The organism is Kribbella sp. NPDC050459 (genome assembly GCF_040655315.1).
Taxonomy (GTDB): Bacteria; Actinomycetota; Actinomycetes; order Propionibacteriales; family Kribbellaceae; genus Kribbella.
Map to the genome: position 1 here is coordinate 814,231 of NZ_JBFAJQ010000001.1, position 15,112 is coordinate 829,342.

11 protein-coding genes are annotated in these 15,112 nt (G+C 71.7%); 5 read left to right on the forward strand and 6 right to left on the reverse strand.

What is annotated here, in order from left to right; all coding sequences use genetic code 11:
- Nucleotides 1-292 precede the first annotated feature (292 nt).
- Entirely contained in the window at nucleotides 293-1,183 is an 891-nt protein-coding gene (locus AB0I12_RS03835; RefSeq protein WP_359924104.1) for an EamA family transporter, read from the reverse strand.
- Nucleotides 1,184-1,255: 72 nt separating this feature from the next.
- Here AB0I12_RS03835 and AB0I12_RS03840 point away from each other — a divergent pair, with 72 nt between their 5' ends.
- Nucleotides 1,256-2,164 (forward strand): LysR family transcriptional regulator, encoded by a 909-nt coding sequence (locus AB0I12_RS03840; RefSeq protein WP_359924106.1) that lies wholly within the window; start codon nucleotides 1,256-1,258, stop codon nucleotides 2,162-2,164.
- On the opposite strand, the gene AB0I12_RS03845 is transcribed toward AB0I12_RS03840, so the two are convergent.
- Nucleotides 2,115-2,750, reverse strand: a complete 636-nt coding sequence (locus AB0I12_RS03845; RefSeq protein WP_359924108.1) for a hypothetical protein — start codon at nucleotides 2,748-2,750, stop codon at nucleotides 2,115-2,117. The genes AB0I12_RS03840 and AB0I12_RS03845 overlap by 50 nt on opposite strands.
- Complete coding sequence (locus tag AB0I12_RS03850) at nucleotides 2,747-4,477, reverse strand: FAD-dependent oxidoreductase (protein ID WP_359924111.1); 1,731 nt, start codon at nucleotides 4,475-4,477, stop codon at nucleotides 2,747-2,749. Before AB0I12_RS03850 ends, AB0I12_RS03845 begins: the two co-directional genes overlap by 4 nt.
- 134 nt (nucleotides 4,478-4,611) lie before the next feature.
- Between AB0I12_RS03850 and AB0I12_RS03855 the strand changes: the two genes are divergently transcribed.
- The 4 genes from AB0I12_RS03855 to AB0I12_RS03870 all read left to right on the forward strand — a co-directional run bounded on the left by AB0I12_RS03855 (nucleotide 4,612) and on the right by AB0I12_RS03870 (nucleotide 10,151).
- Nucleotides 4,612-5,322 (forward strand): alpha/beta hydrolase, encoded by a 711-nt coding sequence (locus AB0I12_RS03855; protein WP_359924114.1) that lies wholly within the window; start codon nucleotides 4,612-4,614, stop codon nucleotides 5,320-5,322.
- Between the two features lie 138 nt (nucleotides 5,323-5,460).
- Nucleotides 5,461-5,952 carry a sigma-70 family RNA polymerase sigma factor gene (locus AB0I12_RS03860; protein ID WP_359924117.1) on the forward strand — a complete coding sequence of 164 codons (492 nt, stop codon included), beginning with the start codon at nucleotides 5,461-5,463 and terminating at the stop codon, nucleotides 5,950-5,952.
- 63 nt (nucleotides 5,953-6,015) lie between these two features.
- Nucleotides 6,016-8,748 carry an AAA family ATPase gene (locus AB0I12_RS03865; protein WP_359924120.1) on the forward strand — a complete coding sequence of 911 codons (2,733 nt, stop codon included), beginning with the start codon at nucleotides 6,016-6,018 and terminating at the stop codon, nucleotides 8,746-8,748.
- A 62-nt stretch (nucleotides 8,749-8,810) separates the two neighbouring features.
- Nucleotides 8,811-10,151: an FAD-dependent oxidoreductase gene (locus AB0I12_RS03870; RefSeq protein ID WP_359924123.1), complete on the forward strand. Its 1,341-nt coding sequence runs from the start codon at nucleotides 8,811-8,813 to the stop codon at nucleotides 10,149-10,151.
- Here AB0I12_RS03870 and AB0I12_RS03875 read toward each other — a convergent pair.
- From AB0I12_RS03875 to AB0I12_RS03885, 3 genes are all read right to left on the reverse strand, one after another.
- Complete coding sequence (locus AB0I12_RS03875; protein WP_359924126.1) at nucleotides 10,129-11,154, reverse strand: peroxidase family protein; 1,026 nt, start codon at nucleotides 11,152-11,154, stop codon at nucleotides 10,129-10,131. The two genes, AB0I12_RS03870 and AB0I12_RS03875, sit on opposite strands and share 23 nt — an antisense overlap.
- Before the next feature lie 369 nt (nucleotides 11,155-11,523).
- Complete coding sequence (locus AB0I12_RS03880) at nucleotides 11,524-13,515, reverse strand: heparinase II/III family protein (protein WP_359924128.1); 1,992 nt, start codon at nucleotides 13,513-13,515, stop codon at nucleotides 11,524-11,526.
- A gap of 111 nt (nucleotides 13,516-13,626) precedes the next feature.
- A complete protein-coding gene (locus tag AB0I12_RS03885; RefSeq protein WP_359924131.1) occupies nucleotides 13,627-15,000 on the reverse strand; it encodes an MFS transporter in 1,374 nt (457 codons plus the stop codon).
- Between the last annotated feature and the right edge of the window lie 112 nt (nucleotides 15,001-15,112).

Consider the following 15,112-nt stretch of genomic DNA (forward strand, 5'->3'; position numbering starts at 1 on the left):
GGTGATGATCGGCTACGCCGTCGGGAAGGCGGTGTTCGCGGTCGAGGGCCGGCTGGGATTCCCGTCCGGCCCGATCGTCCCGCCCGACGCCGCGGAGGCGTACTTTCTGAACCCCACGCTGGCCCAGGCCTTCGCCGCGATCTCCGGCCTGGCCGGCGCGGCCCTGGCGCTGGCCACGGTGAGCCCGTTCGGCCGCCGGGTGCCGCGGAAGCTGTTGCTGGCCGGCGTTCTGCTGCTGGCGATCGGCGTCGGCGCCGGAGCCGTGGTGATGGTGCTCGACGGATTCGTCGGGCTAGGCATCGGCTGGCAGTGGTACCACGGCGTCGCCGGTCTGGTCATGCTCGGTCTGCTCGCGGCGCTGGCCCACGGCTCTCTCCGCGCCGACGCCGGCCGCGATCACGCAGCCGATGCCGAACGCCTGCAGGAGCGAGGGGGACTGGCCGAGCAGTAGCCAGCCGATCAGCAGCGCCAGGGCCGGTTCGAGGCTCATCAGTGTGCCGAAGACACCGGCGTCCAGGCGCCGCAGCGCCAAGTACTCCAGGCTGAACGGGATCACCGGGAGCAGAAGCGCCAGGCCGAAGCCGATGACGACCAGCTGCCAGGTCATGACCGGGATCGTGGCCGGTCCTGCCACGGCCGTCGCCACGATCGCGGCGACGGGCAGCGAGACGCCCATGCCTTGAAGGCCGGCGACGTTGCTGCCCACGTGTTGGGTGAGCACGATGTACGCCGCCCAGCACACGGCCGCGCCGAGCGCGAACAGTACGCCGGGGCCGTCGACCGACCCGTGCCACGGCTGGGTCAGCAGCAGCACGCCGGCGAAGGCCAGCGCCGGCCAGACCAGTCGCCCGCGGCTCCGGAGTACGGCGACCGACAGCGGGCCGAGGAACTCGAGCGCACTCGCCGTACCGAGCGGGAGACGTGCCGCGGCGGCCATGAACAAAAGAGTCACGCCGGCCGTGGCGACGCCGAGGCCGACCGCGGCCAGGAACGCGTTCCGGTCGAACGAACTCGGCCGGGGACGGAACAGCACGAGGACGATCAGCCCGGCACACACCAGACGCAGCCAGGCCGCACCCTCGGGCCCGACCCGGTCGAACAGCCCGACGGAGGCGGCCAGTCCGAGCTGGACCATCGTCATCGACAGCACCGCGAAGGCGATACCGGTCTCACGTGTGCGCATACCGTCCAGTCAAGCTCGGGATTTCGTTCGCGTCCACGTGAGAATCCTGGACATATCGTTCATGATCGATGAATGGACGTCCGCCGGCTCGAACTCCTGCTCGCCCTGTCCCGACTGGGCTCGATGCGTGCCGTCTCCGACGTTCTCGGCGTCACCACCTCGACCGTCTCGCAGCAGATCGCGGCGCTCGCCCACGAGGTCGGCACACCCCTGCTGGAGCCCGACGGCCGCCGCGTGCGCCTCACCCCGGCAGGCCGCCGGCTGGCCGACCACGCCGTCCACATCCTGGCCGCCCACGAGGCCGCCCGGGCCGACCTCGACCCGTCCGCCGACCCGGCCGGAACCGTCCGCGTGGCCGCCTTCCACACCGCGATCCGCGACACGCTGCTCCCCGTCGTACCGCAGCTGCCGCCCGCCGTCCGGGTGGCGATCCAGGAACAGGAACCACCCGAGGCGATCGCGTTGCTCGAGCGCGACCAGGTCGACCTCGCACTCACCTACGACTACAACCTCGCGCCCGCGCCGCAGCACGCCGCGCTGCAGGCCGCACCGTTGTGGGAGAACACCTGGAGCCTCGCCGTACCGTCACGGTCCCGGCGTACATCCGGTACGGCGGTCGACGTCATCGCCGCGTTCGCCGACAGCGACTGGATCGTGAACTCGCGGCACACCGCCGACGAGCAGGTCGTCCGCACCATCGCCGCTCTGGCCGGTTTCGAGCCCCGCGTCACGCAGCGCGCCGACAGCCTCCAACTCGTCGAGGAGATGATCACCGCCGGCCTCGGCGTCGCTCTGATGCCCGCCACCTACCCCAGGGCCACCGGCCTGTCCCTGCGCCGCCTCCGCGATCCCGAACCCCGCATGCGAGCCCATGTCCTGACCCGCCGTGGCCGCGGCGGCTGGGCGCCACTGGCACTCCTCGTCGGCCTGCTCAGCGCTTCACGGCATGCAGGAGCTGGAGGGTCAGGTCACCGTCGGTGAAGAGGCGGCCGAGGCGGGTGTCCTGGCTGGTGGCGAGGGTGTAGGCGGGGTGGGTTCGGTAGCGGGCCGTGATGTGGGCGGTGACCTCGGCGGCGCGGCGGGTCCAGGACAGCGGGACGGCGGCGGGGCGTTCGGTTTGTTCGACGAGGTCGAAGCCGGTGTGGTCGAGGACGTCGGCGAGTTCGGACTGGGTGGGGAAGTGGTTGCCGTCGGGCGGCTCCGGGACGGGACGGTTCGCGACCACGACGAGCAGGCCGAGGGATTGCCGGCCGTCGGCGGTGACGACCGGCAGGCCGAAGAGGCGTGCGGCGGCGCGGCCCGCGGACGGCATCGGCTCCAGCAGGATCGGTCGTACGCCGAAGCGCCGGGCGGCCCACGCCGCAGGACCGCCGGAGCCTGCGCCGACGTCGAGGAACTGGTCGCCCGGCGACAGCTCGCAGGCCTCGGCGAGCCACGCGAGCGCGGCCGGGCTCGAACTGCCGCGGCAGGCCGCCGGGATCGCGTGCTGGTCACCGAGCTGCTCGACGGCCTCCGCGGTCCAGGCGGCAACGTCGTCGAACTCGGCGACCATCGCCGGCGCGGTCATTCGACGAGCTTGCCGTCGGACGAGACGTGGCGCATGAGCTGCCGCAGCTCGGCGGGGATCGGGGGGATCGGCTCCTGCTCGATCGCGCCGGGGCCGGACCAGACGAGGTTGACCTGGAGGGATTCGTCGAGGTCCGGGTAGTCCGAGCGGTTGTGGCAGCCGCGGGTCTCGCGCCGTACCAGCGCCGCGTCCAGGGTGGCCCGCGCGGCCAGCGCCGACGCCTTCAGGTCGAACGCGTGCGCCAGGTCCTGGAAACCGGCGATGTCCGGATGGACGCCGATCTGCGCGATCCGCTCCTCGACGTCCGTCAGCTCCGCGAGGCCGGCCTGCAGGCCCGCCTCGTCGCGGACGACGCCGGCCCGCGCCGTCATCGTGTCGCGCAGCGCGCGCTGCAGGGCGCGGACGTTCTCCGGCCCGTCGTTGGTCAGCAACCGGTCGACCTCGGCGCGGGCCTCGGCGACGGCGTCCGCGGACCGCAGCTGGGCCTGCCGGCGGATCGAGTACTTCGCCGCTTCCTCGGCGACGATCCGCCCGAAGACGAGCAGCTCGATCAGCGAGTTGCCGCCGAGCCGGTTCGCGCCGTGCAGCCCGCTCGCGGCCTCGCCGATCGCCCACAACCCGTCGACGCCGGTGCCGTGGTCCTCGGGCCGGACCCAGACGCCGCCCATCGAGTAGTGCGCGGTCGGCGCGATCTCGATCGGCTGCTTGGTGATGTCGAGCATCTGCAGCTCGAGCAACGTCTGGTAGACCCGCGGCAGCCGCCGCATGATCGTCTCGCGGGGCAGGTGCGACACGTCCAGCCAGACGCCGCCGTTCTGCGTCCCGCGGCCCTCCTTGATCTCGGTGTACTCCGCCAGCGCGACCCGGTCCCGCGTCGACAGCTCCATCCGCTCCGCGTCGTAGCGGGCCATGAACCGCTCGCCGAGCGCGTTGCGCAGCTGGCCGCCCTCGCCGCGGGCCGCCTCGGAGACGAGCGTGCCCGCCGCGTTCTCGGGCTCGATCAGCCCCGACGGGTGGAACTGCACCAGCTCGGGATCGCGCAGCCGCCCGCCCGCGAGCACCGCCAGCCGGAACGCATCGCCGGTGTTCTCGTCGCGCCGCGACGACGTCCGCCGCCAGATCCGGGTGTGACCGCCCGCGGCCAGGATCACCGCGTCGGCGTGGATCACGTACCGTCGACCGGTCGTCAGGTCGAAACCGTAGGCGCCGAAGACCGTGTTGTCCTTCACCAGGATGCGGGTCACGTAGACGGTGTCCAGGATCGGTACGCCGAGCTGCACCGCGCGGTTGATCAGCGTGCGCTGGATCTCCAGCCCGGTGTAGTCGCCGGCGAACGCGGTCCGGCGGTAGGTGTGCGCGCCGAAGAACCGCTGCGAGATCCGCCCGTCGGCCTCGCGCGCGAACGGCATCCCCCAGCGTTCGAGGTCCTCGATCCCGCGGGCCGCGCCCTGGGCGACGACCTGCACGGTGACCGGGTTCGCGAGCAGGTAGCTCTCCTGGAGGGTGTCGGCCGCGTGCTGCTGCCAGCTGTCGTCCGGGTCCATGGTTGCGAGCGCCGCGTTGATGCCGCCGGCCGCCAGCGAGGTGTGCGCGTCGGAGCGCGAGCGTTTGCCGAGGGCAAGAACCTCGACGCCCTGCTCGGCCAGTTCGATCGCCGCCCGGAGGCCGGCACCACCGGTTCCGATCACCAGGACCGACGTGGCGATCTGCTGTTCGGTGATGCTCATCTGTTCTCCTTCGTGCGCTGCGGATGTCTTCACCCACCAGGACAGCGCAGAGTGGCGTTCTGTGACTGTCGCCCCGGTCACAACCCGGCTGTCTGTCCGGTCTCACCCAGTACCCGAGGGAAGAGGAGAACCCCATGAGTGAGAATCCGGTCGTCGTCCTGGTCCACGGCGCGTTCGCCGAGTCGGCCAGCTGGAACGGCGTCGTCGAGCGGCTGCGGGAGCGCTCGATCGAGACGGTCGCGGTGGCCAACCCGTTGCGCAGCCTCGACGGCGACGCGCAGTACGTCCGCGACGTCATCGCCGGGATCGGCAAGCCGGTGGTCCTGGTCGGGCACTCGTACGGCGGCATGGTGATCACCCAGGCCGCCGCCGGGAACGACGCGGTCAAGGCGCTCGTGTACGTCTGCGCGTTCGCACCCGACCACGGCGAGACCGCGTTCCAGCTGTCGTTGATGTTCCCGGGCAGCACGCTCGGCGACGCGCTGAACGCCTACCCGGTGGCCACCGGCGGCAACGAGCTCGCGATCCGCCCGGACGTGTTCCGTCAGCAGTTCTGCGCCGACGTACCGGCCGAGCAGGCCGCGCTGATGGCCGCGACCCAGCGGCCGGCCACCGAGGCCGCCCTGACCGGCCCGCTGCCGACGTCCACGCCGGCCTGGCAGACGATCCCGTCCTGGTTCGTGTTCAGCGACCAGGACATGAACATCCCGGTGGCCCTGCACCGGTTCCTCGCCGACCGCGCCGGTGCGAAGGACACCCGCGAGATCGCCGGCGCCTCGCACGCCCTGAGCGTCTCCGAACCGGAGGCCGTCACAGCCACGATCCTGAACGCCCTCGAGGCCTGACCACGCACTTGGCCACACACTCGACCACGCACTCGACCACGTAATCGGCCACGCAGTCGACCATGGGGTCTCCAGGGCGCGAACCCCGTGGCCGGCGGCCGACGCTGGAGGTGTTCCCCAGCGTCAGGAGGCCGGATCGTGAGTACAGCGGGTTTGGACGAGTTCCTGCAGGCTCGGCCGCGGTTGTTCCGGATCGCGCGCCGGATCGTCGGCAACCCGCACGAGGCCGAGGAGCTCGTGCAGGACGTCTGGGTGCGCTGGCAGCGGACGGACCGGTCCGCGGTGGCCGACCCGCAGGCGTTCCTCGCCACCGCGGTGTCGCGGCTGGCGATCAACCTGGTGCAGTCGGCGCGGCGCCGGCACGAGACGACGGTCGGGCCCTGGCTTCCGGACGAGCGCGTGGCGGCCGGGCCCGATCCGCACGCGTACGCCGAGAACCGGGAGGCGTTCGCGACCGCCGTCCAGCTGTTGAAGGACCGGCTGTCGCCGGCCGAGCGGGCTACGTACGTGCTGCGGGAAGGCTTCGACTACCCGTACCGTGACATCGCCGAGACGCTCCGGATCGGCGCGCCGAACGCGCGCCAGCTCGTCAAGCGCGCCCGCGACCGCTTGGCGCAGGAAGCTGTCTGATCGGCGCTTACGGTACTGGCGGGTTCTGTACCCGTATCGCTGTTCGCACGTAGCCTCTGACGGGTGGGCTGGCAGCGATTGCGCGGGCGACGAGCGGAGTCCGCACGCCTCGACCACGTGGTCGCCGGGGTGCGCTCCGGGGACGGACAGGTGCTGGTCATGCGCGGCGAGGCCGGCATCGGCAAGTCGGCGCTGCTCGAGTACGTCGCCGGACGGGCCGACGGCTGCCGGGTCGCGCGCGCGTCCGGGGTCGAGTCGGAGATGGAGGTTCCGTTCGCCGGCCTGCACCAGCTGTGCCTCCCGCTCCTCGGTCTCAGCGATCGCCTGCCGGGTCCGCAGCGCGGCGCCCTGGAGATCGCGTTCGGGCTGAGCGGCGGGGGACCGCCCGATCGCTTCCTGATCGGTGCGGCGACGCTCAGTCTGTTGTCGGCGGCTTCCGATCGGGAGCCGCTGCTGTGTGTCGTCGACGACGCGCAGTGGCTCGATCAGGCCTCGGTCCAGACGCTGACCTTCGTGGGGCGCCGGCTGTTCGCGGACCGGATCGGACTGGTCTTCGCGCTGCGCGAGCCGGTGACCGCACCGGAGTGGAGCGGGTTCCCGGAGCTGCCGGTCGGCGGTCTCGCCGACGAGCACGCCGGCTCGCTGCTCGACTCGGTCGTGCCCGGGCGGCTCGACGCGCCGGTCCGCGACCGGATCGTGGCCGAGACCCGGGGCAACCCGCTGGCGCTGATGGAGCTGCCGCGCGGGCTGACCGCGGCCCAGCTGGCCGGCGGGTTCGAGCGACCGGACACCCGGCCGCTGGCGAGCCAGATCGAGCAGAACTTCGCGCTCCGCGTCCAGGCGCTGCCGCAGGACACACAGCGGCTGCTGCTGACCGCGGCTGCCGAGCCGGTCGGCGACGTACCGCTGCTCGTCCGCGCTCTCGTGCTGCTCGGCGTGCCGATGAACGCGGTGGCCCCGGCCGAGGCCGCCGGGTTGATCGATATCGCGGCCCGGGTGCGGTTCCGGCATCCGCTGGTCAGGTCGGCGACGTACCGCGCCGCGGACCCGGCGGACCGGCGTGCCGCGCACCAGGCCCTCGCGGAGGCGATCGACCCGGAGCTCGATCCCGATCGCCGCGCCTGGCATCGCGCCCAGGGCGCCGACGGCCCGGACGAGGACGTCGCGGCCGAGTTGGTGAGCTCGGCCGACCGGGCGCAACGGCGTGGCGGTATGGCGGCCTCGTCCGCGTTCCTCCAGCGCGCGACCGAGCTGACGCCGGATCCGGCGACGCGGTCGGTCCGGGCCCTCGCCGCGGCGCAGGCAAGCCTGGCGGCAGGCGCCTTCGAGACCGCGCTACGACTCCTGAACACCGCCGGCCAGGGGCCGGTCGACGACTTGCACCAGGCGCGCGTGAACCTGATGCGCGCGCAGGTGACGTTCGCCTCCGGGCACAGCCTGGAAGCTCCGCCGCTGCTGCTCGACGCGGCCCGGCGGCTCGAACCGCTCGACCTCGGCCTGGCGCGGGACACCTACCTGAACGCCCTGGCCGCGGCCCAGTTCGCCGGCCGCTTCGGCAAGGACAGGGGCATCGCGTACGTCGCCGGCGCCGCCAAGGCCGTGCCCCGGCTGGCGGAACCACGCAAACGCGACCTGCTGTACGACGCGGTCGCGACCTTGTTCGCGGACGGTTATCCGGCGATGGTCGCGCCGGCGCGGGACGCGATGACCGCGTTCGAGGCGGAGAACGGGACGCCGGAGACGGACGACCTGACCTGGATGTGGCTGACCGCGGTGCTGGCCGTCAACCTGTGGGACGACCGGAGCTGGGATCTGCTCACCGCGCGGCATCTCCGGATCGCGCGCGAGGTCGGCGATCTCAACCAGCTGCCGCTCGTCCTGCACCACCGCGTGATGCTGAGCCTGTTCGGTGGCGAGCTCACGGCGGGCGCTGCGCTGCTCGCCGAGGTGAAGACCATCCACGACGCGACCGGCGCGGACCTGGCGTCGTACGGCGAGATCTGCCTGGCGGCCTGGCGTGGACAGACCGACGCCGCGGCGCTGATCGCCGCCAGCCTGGACGACTCGGCGGCGCGCGGCGAGGGCGGTGCCGTGTCCTTCGCGCACATGGCCAACGCCTTGCTGCACAACGCCCAGGCGCAGTATCAGACCGCGCTGACCTCGGGTCTCGCGGCGACGGCGTATCCGGCCGAGCTCGGCGCGTCGAGTTGGGCGCTGCCGGAGCTGATCGAGGCGGCGTCACGGGCGGGACGTCCCGAGGCCGCGGCGGAAGGGTACGGCCGGCTGAAAGAGCAGGCCGAGGCCACCGGAACGGACTGGGGCCTCGGGGTCCTGGCGCGGGCGACCGGGCTGCGGGCGGACGGTCGCGCGGCCGAGGCGGCCTACCAGGAAGGGATCGAGCGGCTGAGCCGCACGCGGATGCGGATGGACCTGGCGCGAACGCACCTGGTGTACGGCGAGTGGCTGCGGCGGGAGGGCCGCCGGCAGGACGCGCGCGGACAGCTGCGGATGGCGTACAAGCTGTTCTCGGAGGCCGGTGCCGGTGCGTTCGCCGAGCGGGCGGCGCGGGAGCTCGCGGCCACCGGTGAGGTGCTGGACGAACGCCGTACGGCGGACACCACGGGCCGGGACTCGTTGACGCCGCAGGAGGCGCGGATCGCCGATCTGGCCGGCGCGGGGCTGACGAACGCCGAGATCGGCGCGCAGATGTTCCTCAGCCAGCACACTGTCGAGTGGCACCTGCGCAAGGTCTTCGCGAAGCTGGGCATCACGTCCCGCAAGCAGCTCCGCCCGTAGATGTCACAACCGGCCGCGGCCGGGTGTCTTACTTGTGGGAAGTTCGACGGACGGAGAGTGCGGTGCGCAGGATCCTGGTGGTGGGCGGCGGATATGCCGGGTTCTACACGGCGTGGCGGCTGGAGAAGAAGCTGCGGCGCGGCGAGGCCGAGGTGGTCGTGGTCGACCCGCGGCCGTACATGACGTACCAGCCGTTCCTGCCCGAGGTGGTCGCCGGGTCCGTCGAGGCCCGGCACGCGGCCGTGTCGCTGCGGCGCAACCTGCGGCACACCAAGCTGGTGGCCGGCATGGTCACGAACATCTCGCACGCGGACAGGACCGTGACGATTCACCCCGCGGACGGACCGGACTACCAGCTGACGTACGACGTGATCGCGGTGACCGCCGGAGCGGTGACGCGGACGTTCGACGTCCCTGGCGTGGCCGAACGGGCGATCGGGATGAAGCACGTCGAGGAGGCCGTGGCGATCCGGGACCGGCTGTTCACCGCGTTCGACGAGGCGGCCGGGCTGGAGCCGGGCCCGGCGCGGCGCAAGCTGCTGACGGTCACGTTCGTCGGCGGCGGGTTCTCCGGTGTGGAAGGTTTCGCGGAGCTGCTGTCGCTGGCGCGGGCGCTGCTGAAGAAGTACCCCGAGCTGTCCGCGGACGAGCTCGGGTTCCACCTGGTCGAGGCGACGCCGCGGATCCTGCCGGAGGTGACCGACCGGCCGGGCGACTGGGTCGTGAAGATGCTCGAGAAGCGTGGTGCGGTCGTGCACCTGAACACCACGATGCAGTCGGCCGACGACGGTCACGTGGTGCTGTCGGACGGGTCCGAGTTCGACTCGGAGCTGATCGTCTGGACCGCGGGCAACGCCGCGACCCGGCTGCTGCGCAACCACACCGACCTGCCGCACAACGAGCGCGGCATGGTGCAGGTCCGGGCGGACCTGCGGATCGGCACCGACGCCGAGGTGGTCACCGACGCCTGGGCCGCCGGTGACGACGCGGCGGTGCCCGACCTGACGTCGCCGGTCGAGGGCGCGTACACGGTCCCGAACGCGCAGAACGCCGTACGGCAGGGGAAGTTGCTGGCGAAGAACCTGCTGCGGTCGCTGCGCGGGCGGGCGCCGAAGAACTATGTGCACAACAGCCTCGGCGTGATCGCGACGCTCGGCCTCGGGCACGGGATCTTCCAGTACAAGCGGCTCGTCATCAAGGGCCTGCCGGCGTGGCTGATGCACCGCGGGTACCACGTGCTGGCGGTCCCGACCTGGGACCGGAAAATGCGCGTGCTGTCGATCTGGCTGGTGTCGTTCTTCTACGGCCGCGACATCGTGTCGCTGGCCTCGGTCCAGAGTCCGCGCGAGGCGTTCCAGACCGAGGCCAAGGCCCGCAGCCTCAGCGCGAGCCGTCCGGGATGAGCAAGTCGGTCAGCCCGAACGTCTCGCCGTTGGCAGGCAGTGTCGGCTGCCAGCCGGGCTCGAGACTGAGGTAGCCGGCCCGGTCGGCCCGCAACAGCCCGAGCAGCACTTCGGCGACGATGCGCCCGCCGACAGGCCCGAGGCGGTCGCTGTCGCCGAAGGCCTCGGACTCCTTCAGGACGTAGAACCACAACGGCGTACCGCCCGGCCAGGTGCCCTCGGTCAGCGGCGGTACGCCGAGCAGCTCGGCAACCTGCTCACCGCTCGGCAGACCGGTGGTGTCGCCGCGGAGCAGATCCCGGACGGCGAGGGACTTGTACGCCGTCTCGTCGACGGCGCCGGTGACCTGTTCCGGCAGGCCGATCAGGCTCGCGGGGAGCCGCCCGTCGAGCCGCTTCGCGCGTTGCGCCGGCGGACGACCGGGGACGTCGAAGACCTGCGTGAGATCGAGCCGCTGCCGAGGCGGCCCGAAGCCGACCAGATCGGGGAACAGCGGCACCTCGGGTCCACCCGCGGTCAGGCGGTACGTATGCCGGATCTGGCCGTGACCGTAGCGGTACGCCGCATCCGCGAACTCCAACGGGATGAACGCCTGCAGCGGTTCCGGCGTGAACCACTTCCCGCCGCCGGTCAGCACCTCGTCCACCAGCGGCTGCCCGACCAGCCGCGGCAGGAAGTCGTGGACCACCACCCACTGGTAGTGCCAGGTGAGCGTGATCCGCGCCCGCTCGAACACCTCGTCCTCGGGAATGCCGCTCGCCCGTAGCCGGTCGACGATCCGGTTGTGTGCCCGCAGCAACGCCACGTGCAGCGTCAGCGAGAACAGGTGCACGTCGTTGCGCGGGTCGCCGATCAGCGCCACGCCCTGCGGGTTCCGCGGTACGTCGTCCCCGTTCAGCAGGAACTTCGCCGGGTCGTGCAGGTCGAACAGGTACGGCGAGCCGATCGGGCCGTCGGCGTACAGCATCTCCAGGTTCAGCCGCGGCGAGCGCGCGTTCCGCAACGCGTCGGTCTCGACGCCGCCCAGCGATCGGCGAGCGGTCCGCGGTCGTGTCGTGGGCCAGCAGTTGCCCGAAGAACGGCCACCCGGCCGCCTGCTCCGCGTCGTCCCCGCCGCTGCCGGGATCGAGCACCGCGGCGGCGTCACAGATCCCGCCGTCCGCGCCCGCCCGCATCAGCACCTGCGGGTCGGCGCCGAGCGGCTCCAGCCCCGGGAACATCCGCCCGTACCGCGCTCCACCAGTCGGCCGATCCACGCTGCGTACGAGACTCAGACAGTGGTCCCGCGCCGCCGGATGCCTGCTCATGCACTACCTCCCAAGGATTCGAATCCACTGGAGAGACAGCACAACCACTCCGATTGTGACCGCGGTCAGCTGATGCGGGTGAGGCGGCCGTCCTGCTGGATGCGGATGGTGGCTTTGCGGGTCCCGACGGTCAGGTCGACGAAGAACATGCCGCTGACCGTGCGGGTCTTGTACGTGACGGTCTCGGTGGAGCCGGCCGGGACGATCGCGGAGAGGACGGTCGCGGCGTTGCCGTTGCGGTTGAACTTGACCACGGGCGCCGGCTCGCGGTGGAAGATGTCGGGGTAGTACCAGCCCTCGACCGGATCCTGCCGGCCTTGGACGACGGTGATGCCGTCGGCGGGCGGCTGCTGCTGGTACGGGATCTGCAGCAGGTAGGTCTTCGACTTGCCGCCGGTGGCGACCGCGATGGTCGGCGACTGGACCGTCACCTTCTGGTCCGGCGCGAGATGCCAGAGCGTCTCGTACCGCTGGGTGCTCGTCGCCTGGCCGCGGTCGAGCGTGATGACCAGGTCCGGATCTTTGAGGACGAGGACGTCGCGCTTGCGGGTTACGCCCGGCGCGGGCGAGTCGGCGAGCGAGTACGACTCCCAGGTCGGCGTGATCGACGCGCGGACCAGCTGCGTCGGCACACTCACGGTCTCCGCCGACGGGATCGTCATGACGTTGTGCGCGGCCTGGCTCTTCGACCACGCCTGCCACTTGTCGAGCTTGTACCCGGAATGTCCCGGATCGATCAGGACGTCGTGGCCGTGCGACGAGTAGGTGATCGACATGTGGTCGTCGTGACCGTGCAGTGTCCGCGCGACGCCGTACCGGATGCTGTACGTCGACTCCTGCCCGAACGGCCGGGTCTCGCCCCATCCTGTCCGGCCGAAGATGTACCCGGCGTCGTAGACCGCGACCCGCTTGGACGGCTTCGTCCCGCGCTTGCCGAGCGAGGCCACATAGTCGAGCGCGGTCCCCGCCGCGCCGGTCGGCTTCTGCCGGACGGCGTCACCGACCTGTTGCAGCTCGCCCGTCGACTTGGTCGCGAGCGCCAGCCACTCCGACAACGCGGCGCGCCGCTGGGCGATCACCTGCCCGGGGTTGGCGCCGCAGCGCTGCAGGGTCGTCGTCGCCCGGCCCCACAGCAGGTAGTTGAACATCGCGTACCCGACCGACTGCTCGTTGGTCGACCCCTGCGGGTCGATCGCCGTCGTGATCGCCTGGGTCAGCCGGTCCACGGCGAGCTTCTTCAGCTCCGGACGTTTCAGCGTGCAGCCCACGCCGAACAGCGCGATGCTCTCGTCCGTCCCGTGGTTGGACGACCCGCTCCAGTTCACGATCATGAACTGCGCATGGTCCACGAGCGCCTTGTCGAGCCAGGCGTACTGCGTCGGCAGCGAGCTGACGCGCATCCCGGTGAGCACGGCCTGCCGGGCGCACAGCAACACGTTGGTGCGGTGCATCGTGGCCTCCCACGCGCCGACGTCGCCCTTCCACGAGTACGGGTTGTCCTGCACCCAGTCGTGGATGATCGCCAGCACATGCCGCAGCGCTTTGCGGTCACCGCGCTGCCCGGCCTCGATGCCGTTGCCCAGCCAGCGCAGCGAATGCAGCCACATGTACCAGCTCGGCTTCTGGTACGGGTTCGAGCGCCAGTTGACGTCGCCGCTCCCGTTGCCGACCTTGTACGGCGGGTCGTCGCCCCACGCGAACGTGTCCTGCAGCAGCATCGGCAGCGGAACGCCGGACTGGATCCCGCTGAAACCCGGGCACTCGTAGGTGCCGGTGTTCGCGACCGGGGTCGACGGCGGGGGAGTGGCCGGTGTGTCGACACCGGGCAGCGGCTCCTCGCTCGAGGTCGTGTCGGGGACGGACGGCCGTGGACTGGCTGTCGGGCTGGGCGGCGGGCTGCCCGGGGTCGGCGATCCGTCGGCGGACGCGGCGGTGGGGCGGTTGCGGGCGCCCGGCATCAGCACGAAGACCGCGCCGGCGAAGGCGACGCCGCAGACCAGCACGCAGGCAAGCGTCAGCGCGACGGTCGTACCCAACCGCCTCTTCGGCTGCGCCACTCGCCCCCCTCTCCACCTGCTAGACGCTCGGTGCCCGCCGATTGGTTGCGCCCGGCCCCCGGTCTGTCCGATTCGTGTCCCGGCGAGCAGTTTCCTCCAGCGAGTCGCCGATCACGAATCGGCTGCCGTCGAGGGTACGAGAACGGGGGTCCGGCGGCCGAACGCGGTGACGCCCAGGCCGGCGATGCTCGCGGCGGCGGCGACCAGCGCGCAGGTGACGAAGCCGCGGGCGAGATCGTGTGCGGTGCCCAGCAGTGGGCCGAACGTCGCCACACCGATCGCCCCGCCGATCTGCCGGGACGTGTTGAACGCAGCCGACGCGGCGCCGTGCAGGCCGGGCTCGACCGCGGCGATCGACTGTGCGGTCATGGTCGGTACGAGCAGGCCGGAACTGAACCCGATCGGGACCAGTGCGAGCACCATCGGCCACACTGCCGGCGACGTACTCGCCCAGGCCAGGGCGAGCAGCGCGACGGTGAGCACCGCTTGGCCGATCGCGAGCACGGCCGGTCTGCCGAGGCGGCGGGTGAGCGGCGCGGAGCACAGGTTGGCGATCGAGATCAGGCCGGTCAGCGGCAGGAAGAGCAGCCCGGTGACGAGGGCGCTGAGGTGCCGCCCTTGCTGGAGCAGCAGGCTCATCGTGAACAGCACGCCGTAGAAGGCGAAGTTGAGCAAGGTGCCCTGCAGCGCCGCGGTCGCGAAGCCGCGCTCGGCGTACAGCTTCAACGGCAGCAGCGGCGACCGGACGGATCGCTCGACCAAGACGAACCCCGCCAGACCCGCGAGGGTGATCGCGACCGCACCGATGACGGCCGGGTCCAGCCAGCCGCGCGCGGGAGCTTCGATCAGCGCGAACACCAGGCCGCCGATGAACGCGGTCGCGGTGGCCATCCCGCCGACATCCGGCCGCCGGAACCGCCGCTCGACGGCCGGCATCGAACGCCAGGCCCAGAGCGCGGCGGGGATGCCGATCACGACGTTGACCGCGAAGACGGCGCGCCAGTCCGCGAGTGCGACCAGGCCGCCGCCGAGCAACGGCCCGGCCGCCATCCCGGCGCCCCCGGCCGCGGCCCACCAGCTGACCAGGCGGTGGCGGGCGTGCTCGTCGGTCGCCGACGCGGTCGCGAGGACCAGCGCGCTCGGCAGCAGCAGCGCGGATCCCGCGCCCTGGACCAGCCGGGCGAGGTTCAGCATCAGCATCGAGCCGGCGGCTGCGCAGACAGCCGACGACAGCGTGAACACGAGCAGCCCGGCGAGGAACGCCCGCTTCGCGCCGAGGGTGTCCGCGATCGCTCCGGCGCCGAGCATCAGCGCCGCGAACGACAAGGTGTAGGCATTCAGCGACCACTCGAGCTCGGCGCGGGACGCGTGCAGGTGGGTGGCGAGCTGGGCGAGGGTGACGTTCACGATCGTGCTGTCGACGAAGACCATGAACGAGGCGATCAGCGCGAGCGCGACGACCGACCGGCGGTGCTCCAGGGGCATACGGCCACCCTACGACTTTGTTCGATAGACGTCGAACAGTATTCCGCCGGCCGGGACCCGTTGACCTCGACCAAGCCGCTGGCTACGGTGTCGGAAATCGATTTCTCCCGCC

Excerpts from the sequence above, each read along its gene's own strand:
- AB0I12_RS03835 (WP_359924104.1), bottom strand. The coding sequence starts at position 1,183 with ATGCGCACACGTGAGACCGGTATCGCCTTCGCGGTGCTGTCGATGACG.
- AB0I12_RS03840 (WP_359924106.1), top strand. The coding sequence starts at position 1,256 with ATGGACGTCCGCCGGCTCGAACTCCTGCTCGCCCTGTCCCGACTGGGC.
- AB0I12_RS03845 (WP_359924108.1), bottom strand. The coding sequence starts at position 2,750 with ATGACCGCGCCGGCGATGGTCGCCGAGTTCGACGACGTTGCCGCCTGG.
- AB0I12_RS03850 (WP_359924111.1), bottom strand. The coding sequence starts at position 4,477 with ATGAGCATCACCGAACAGCAGATCGCCACGTCGGTCCTGGTGATCGGA.
- AB0I12_RS03855 (WP_359924114.1), top strand. The coding sequence starts at position 4,612 with ATGAGTGAGAATCCGGTCGTCGTCCTGGTCCACGGCGCGTTCGCCGAG.
- AB0I12_RS03885 (WP_359924131.1), bottom strand. The coding sequence starts at position 15,000 with ATGCCCCTGGAGCACCGCCGGTCGGTCGTCGCGCTCGCGCTGATCGCC.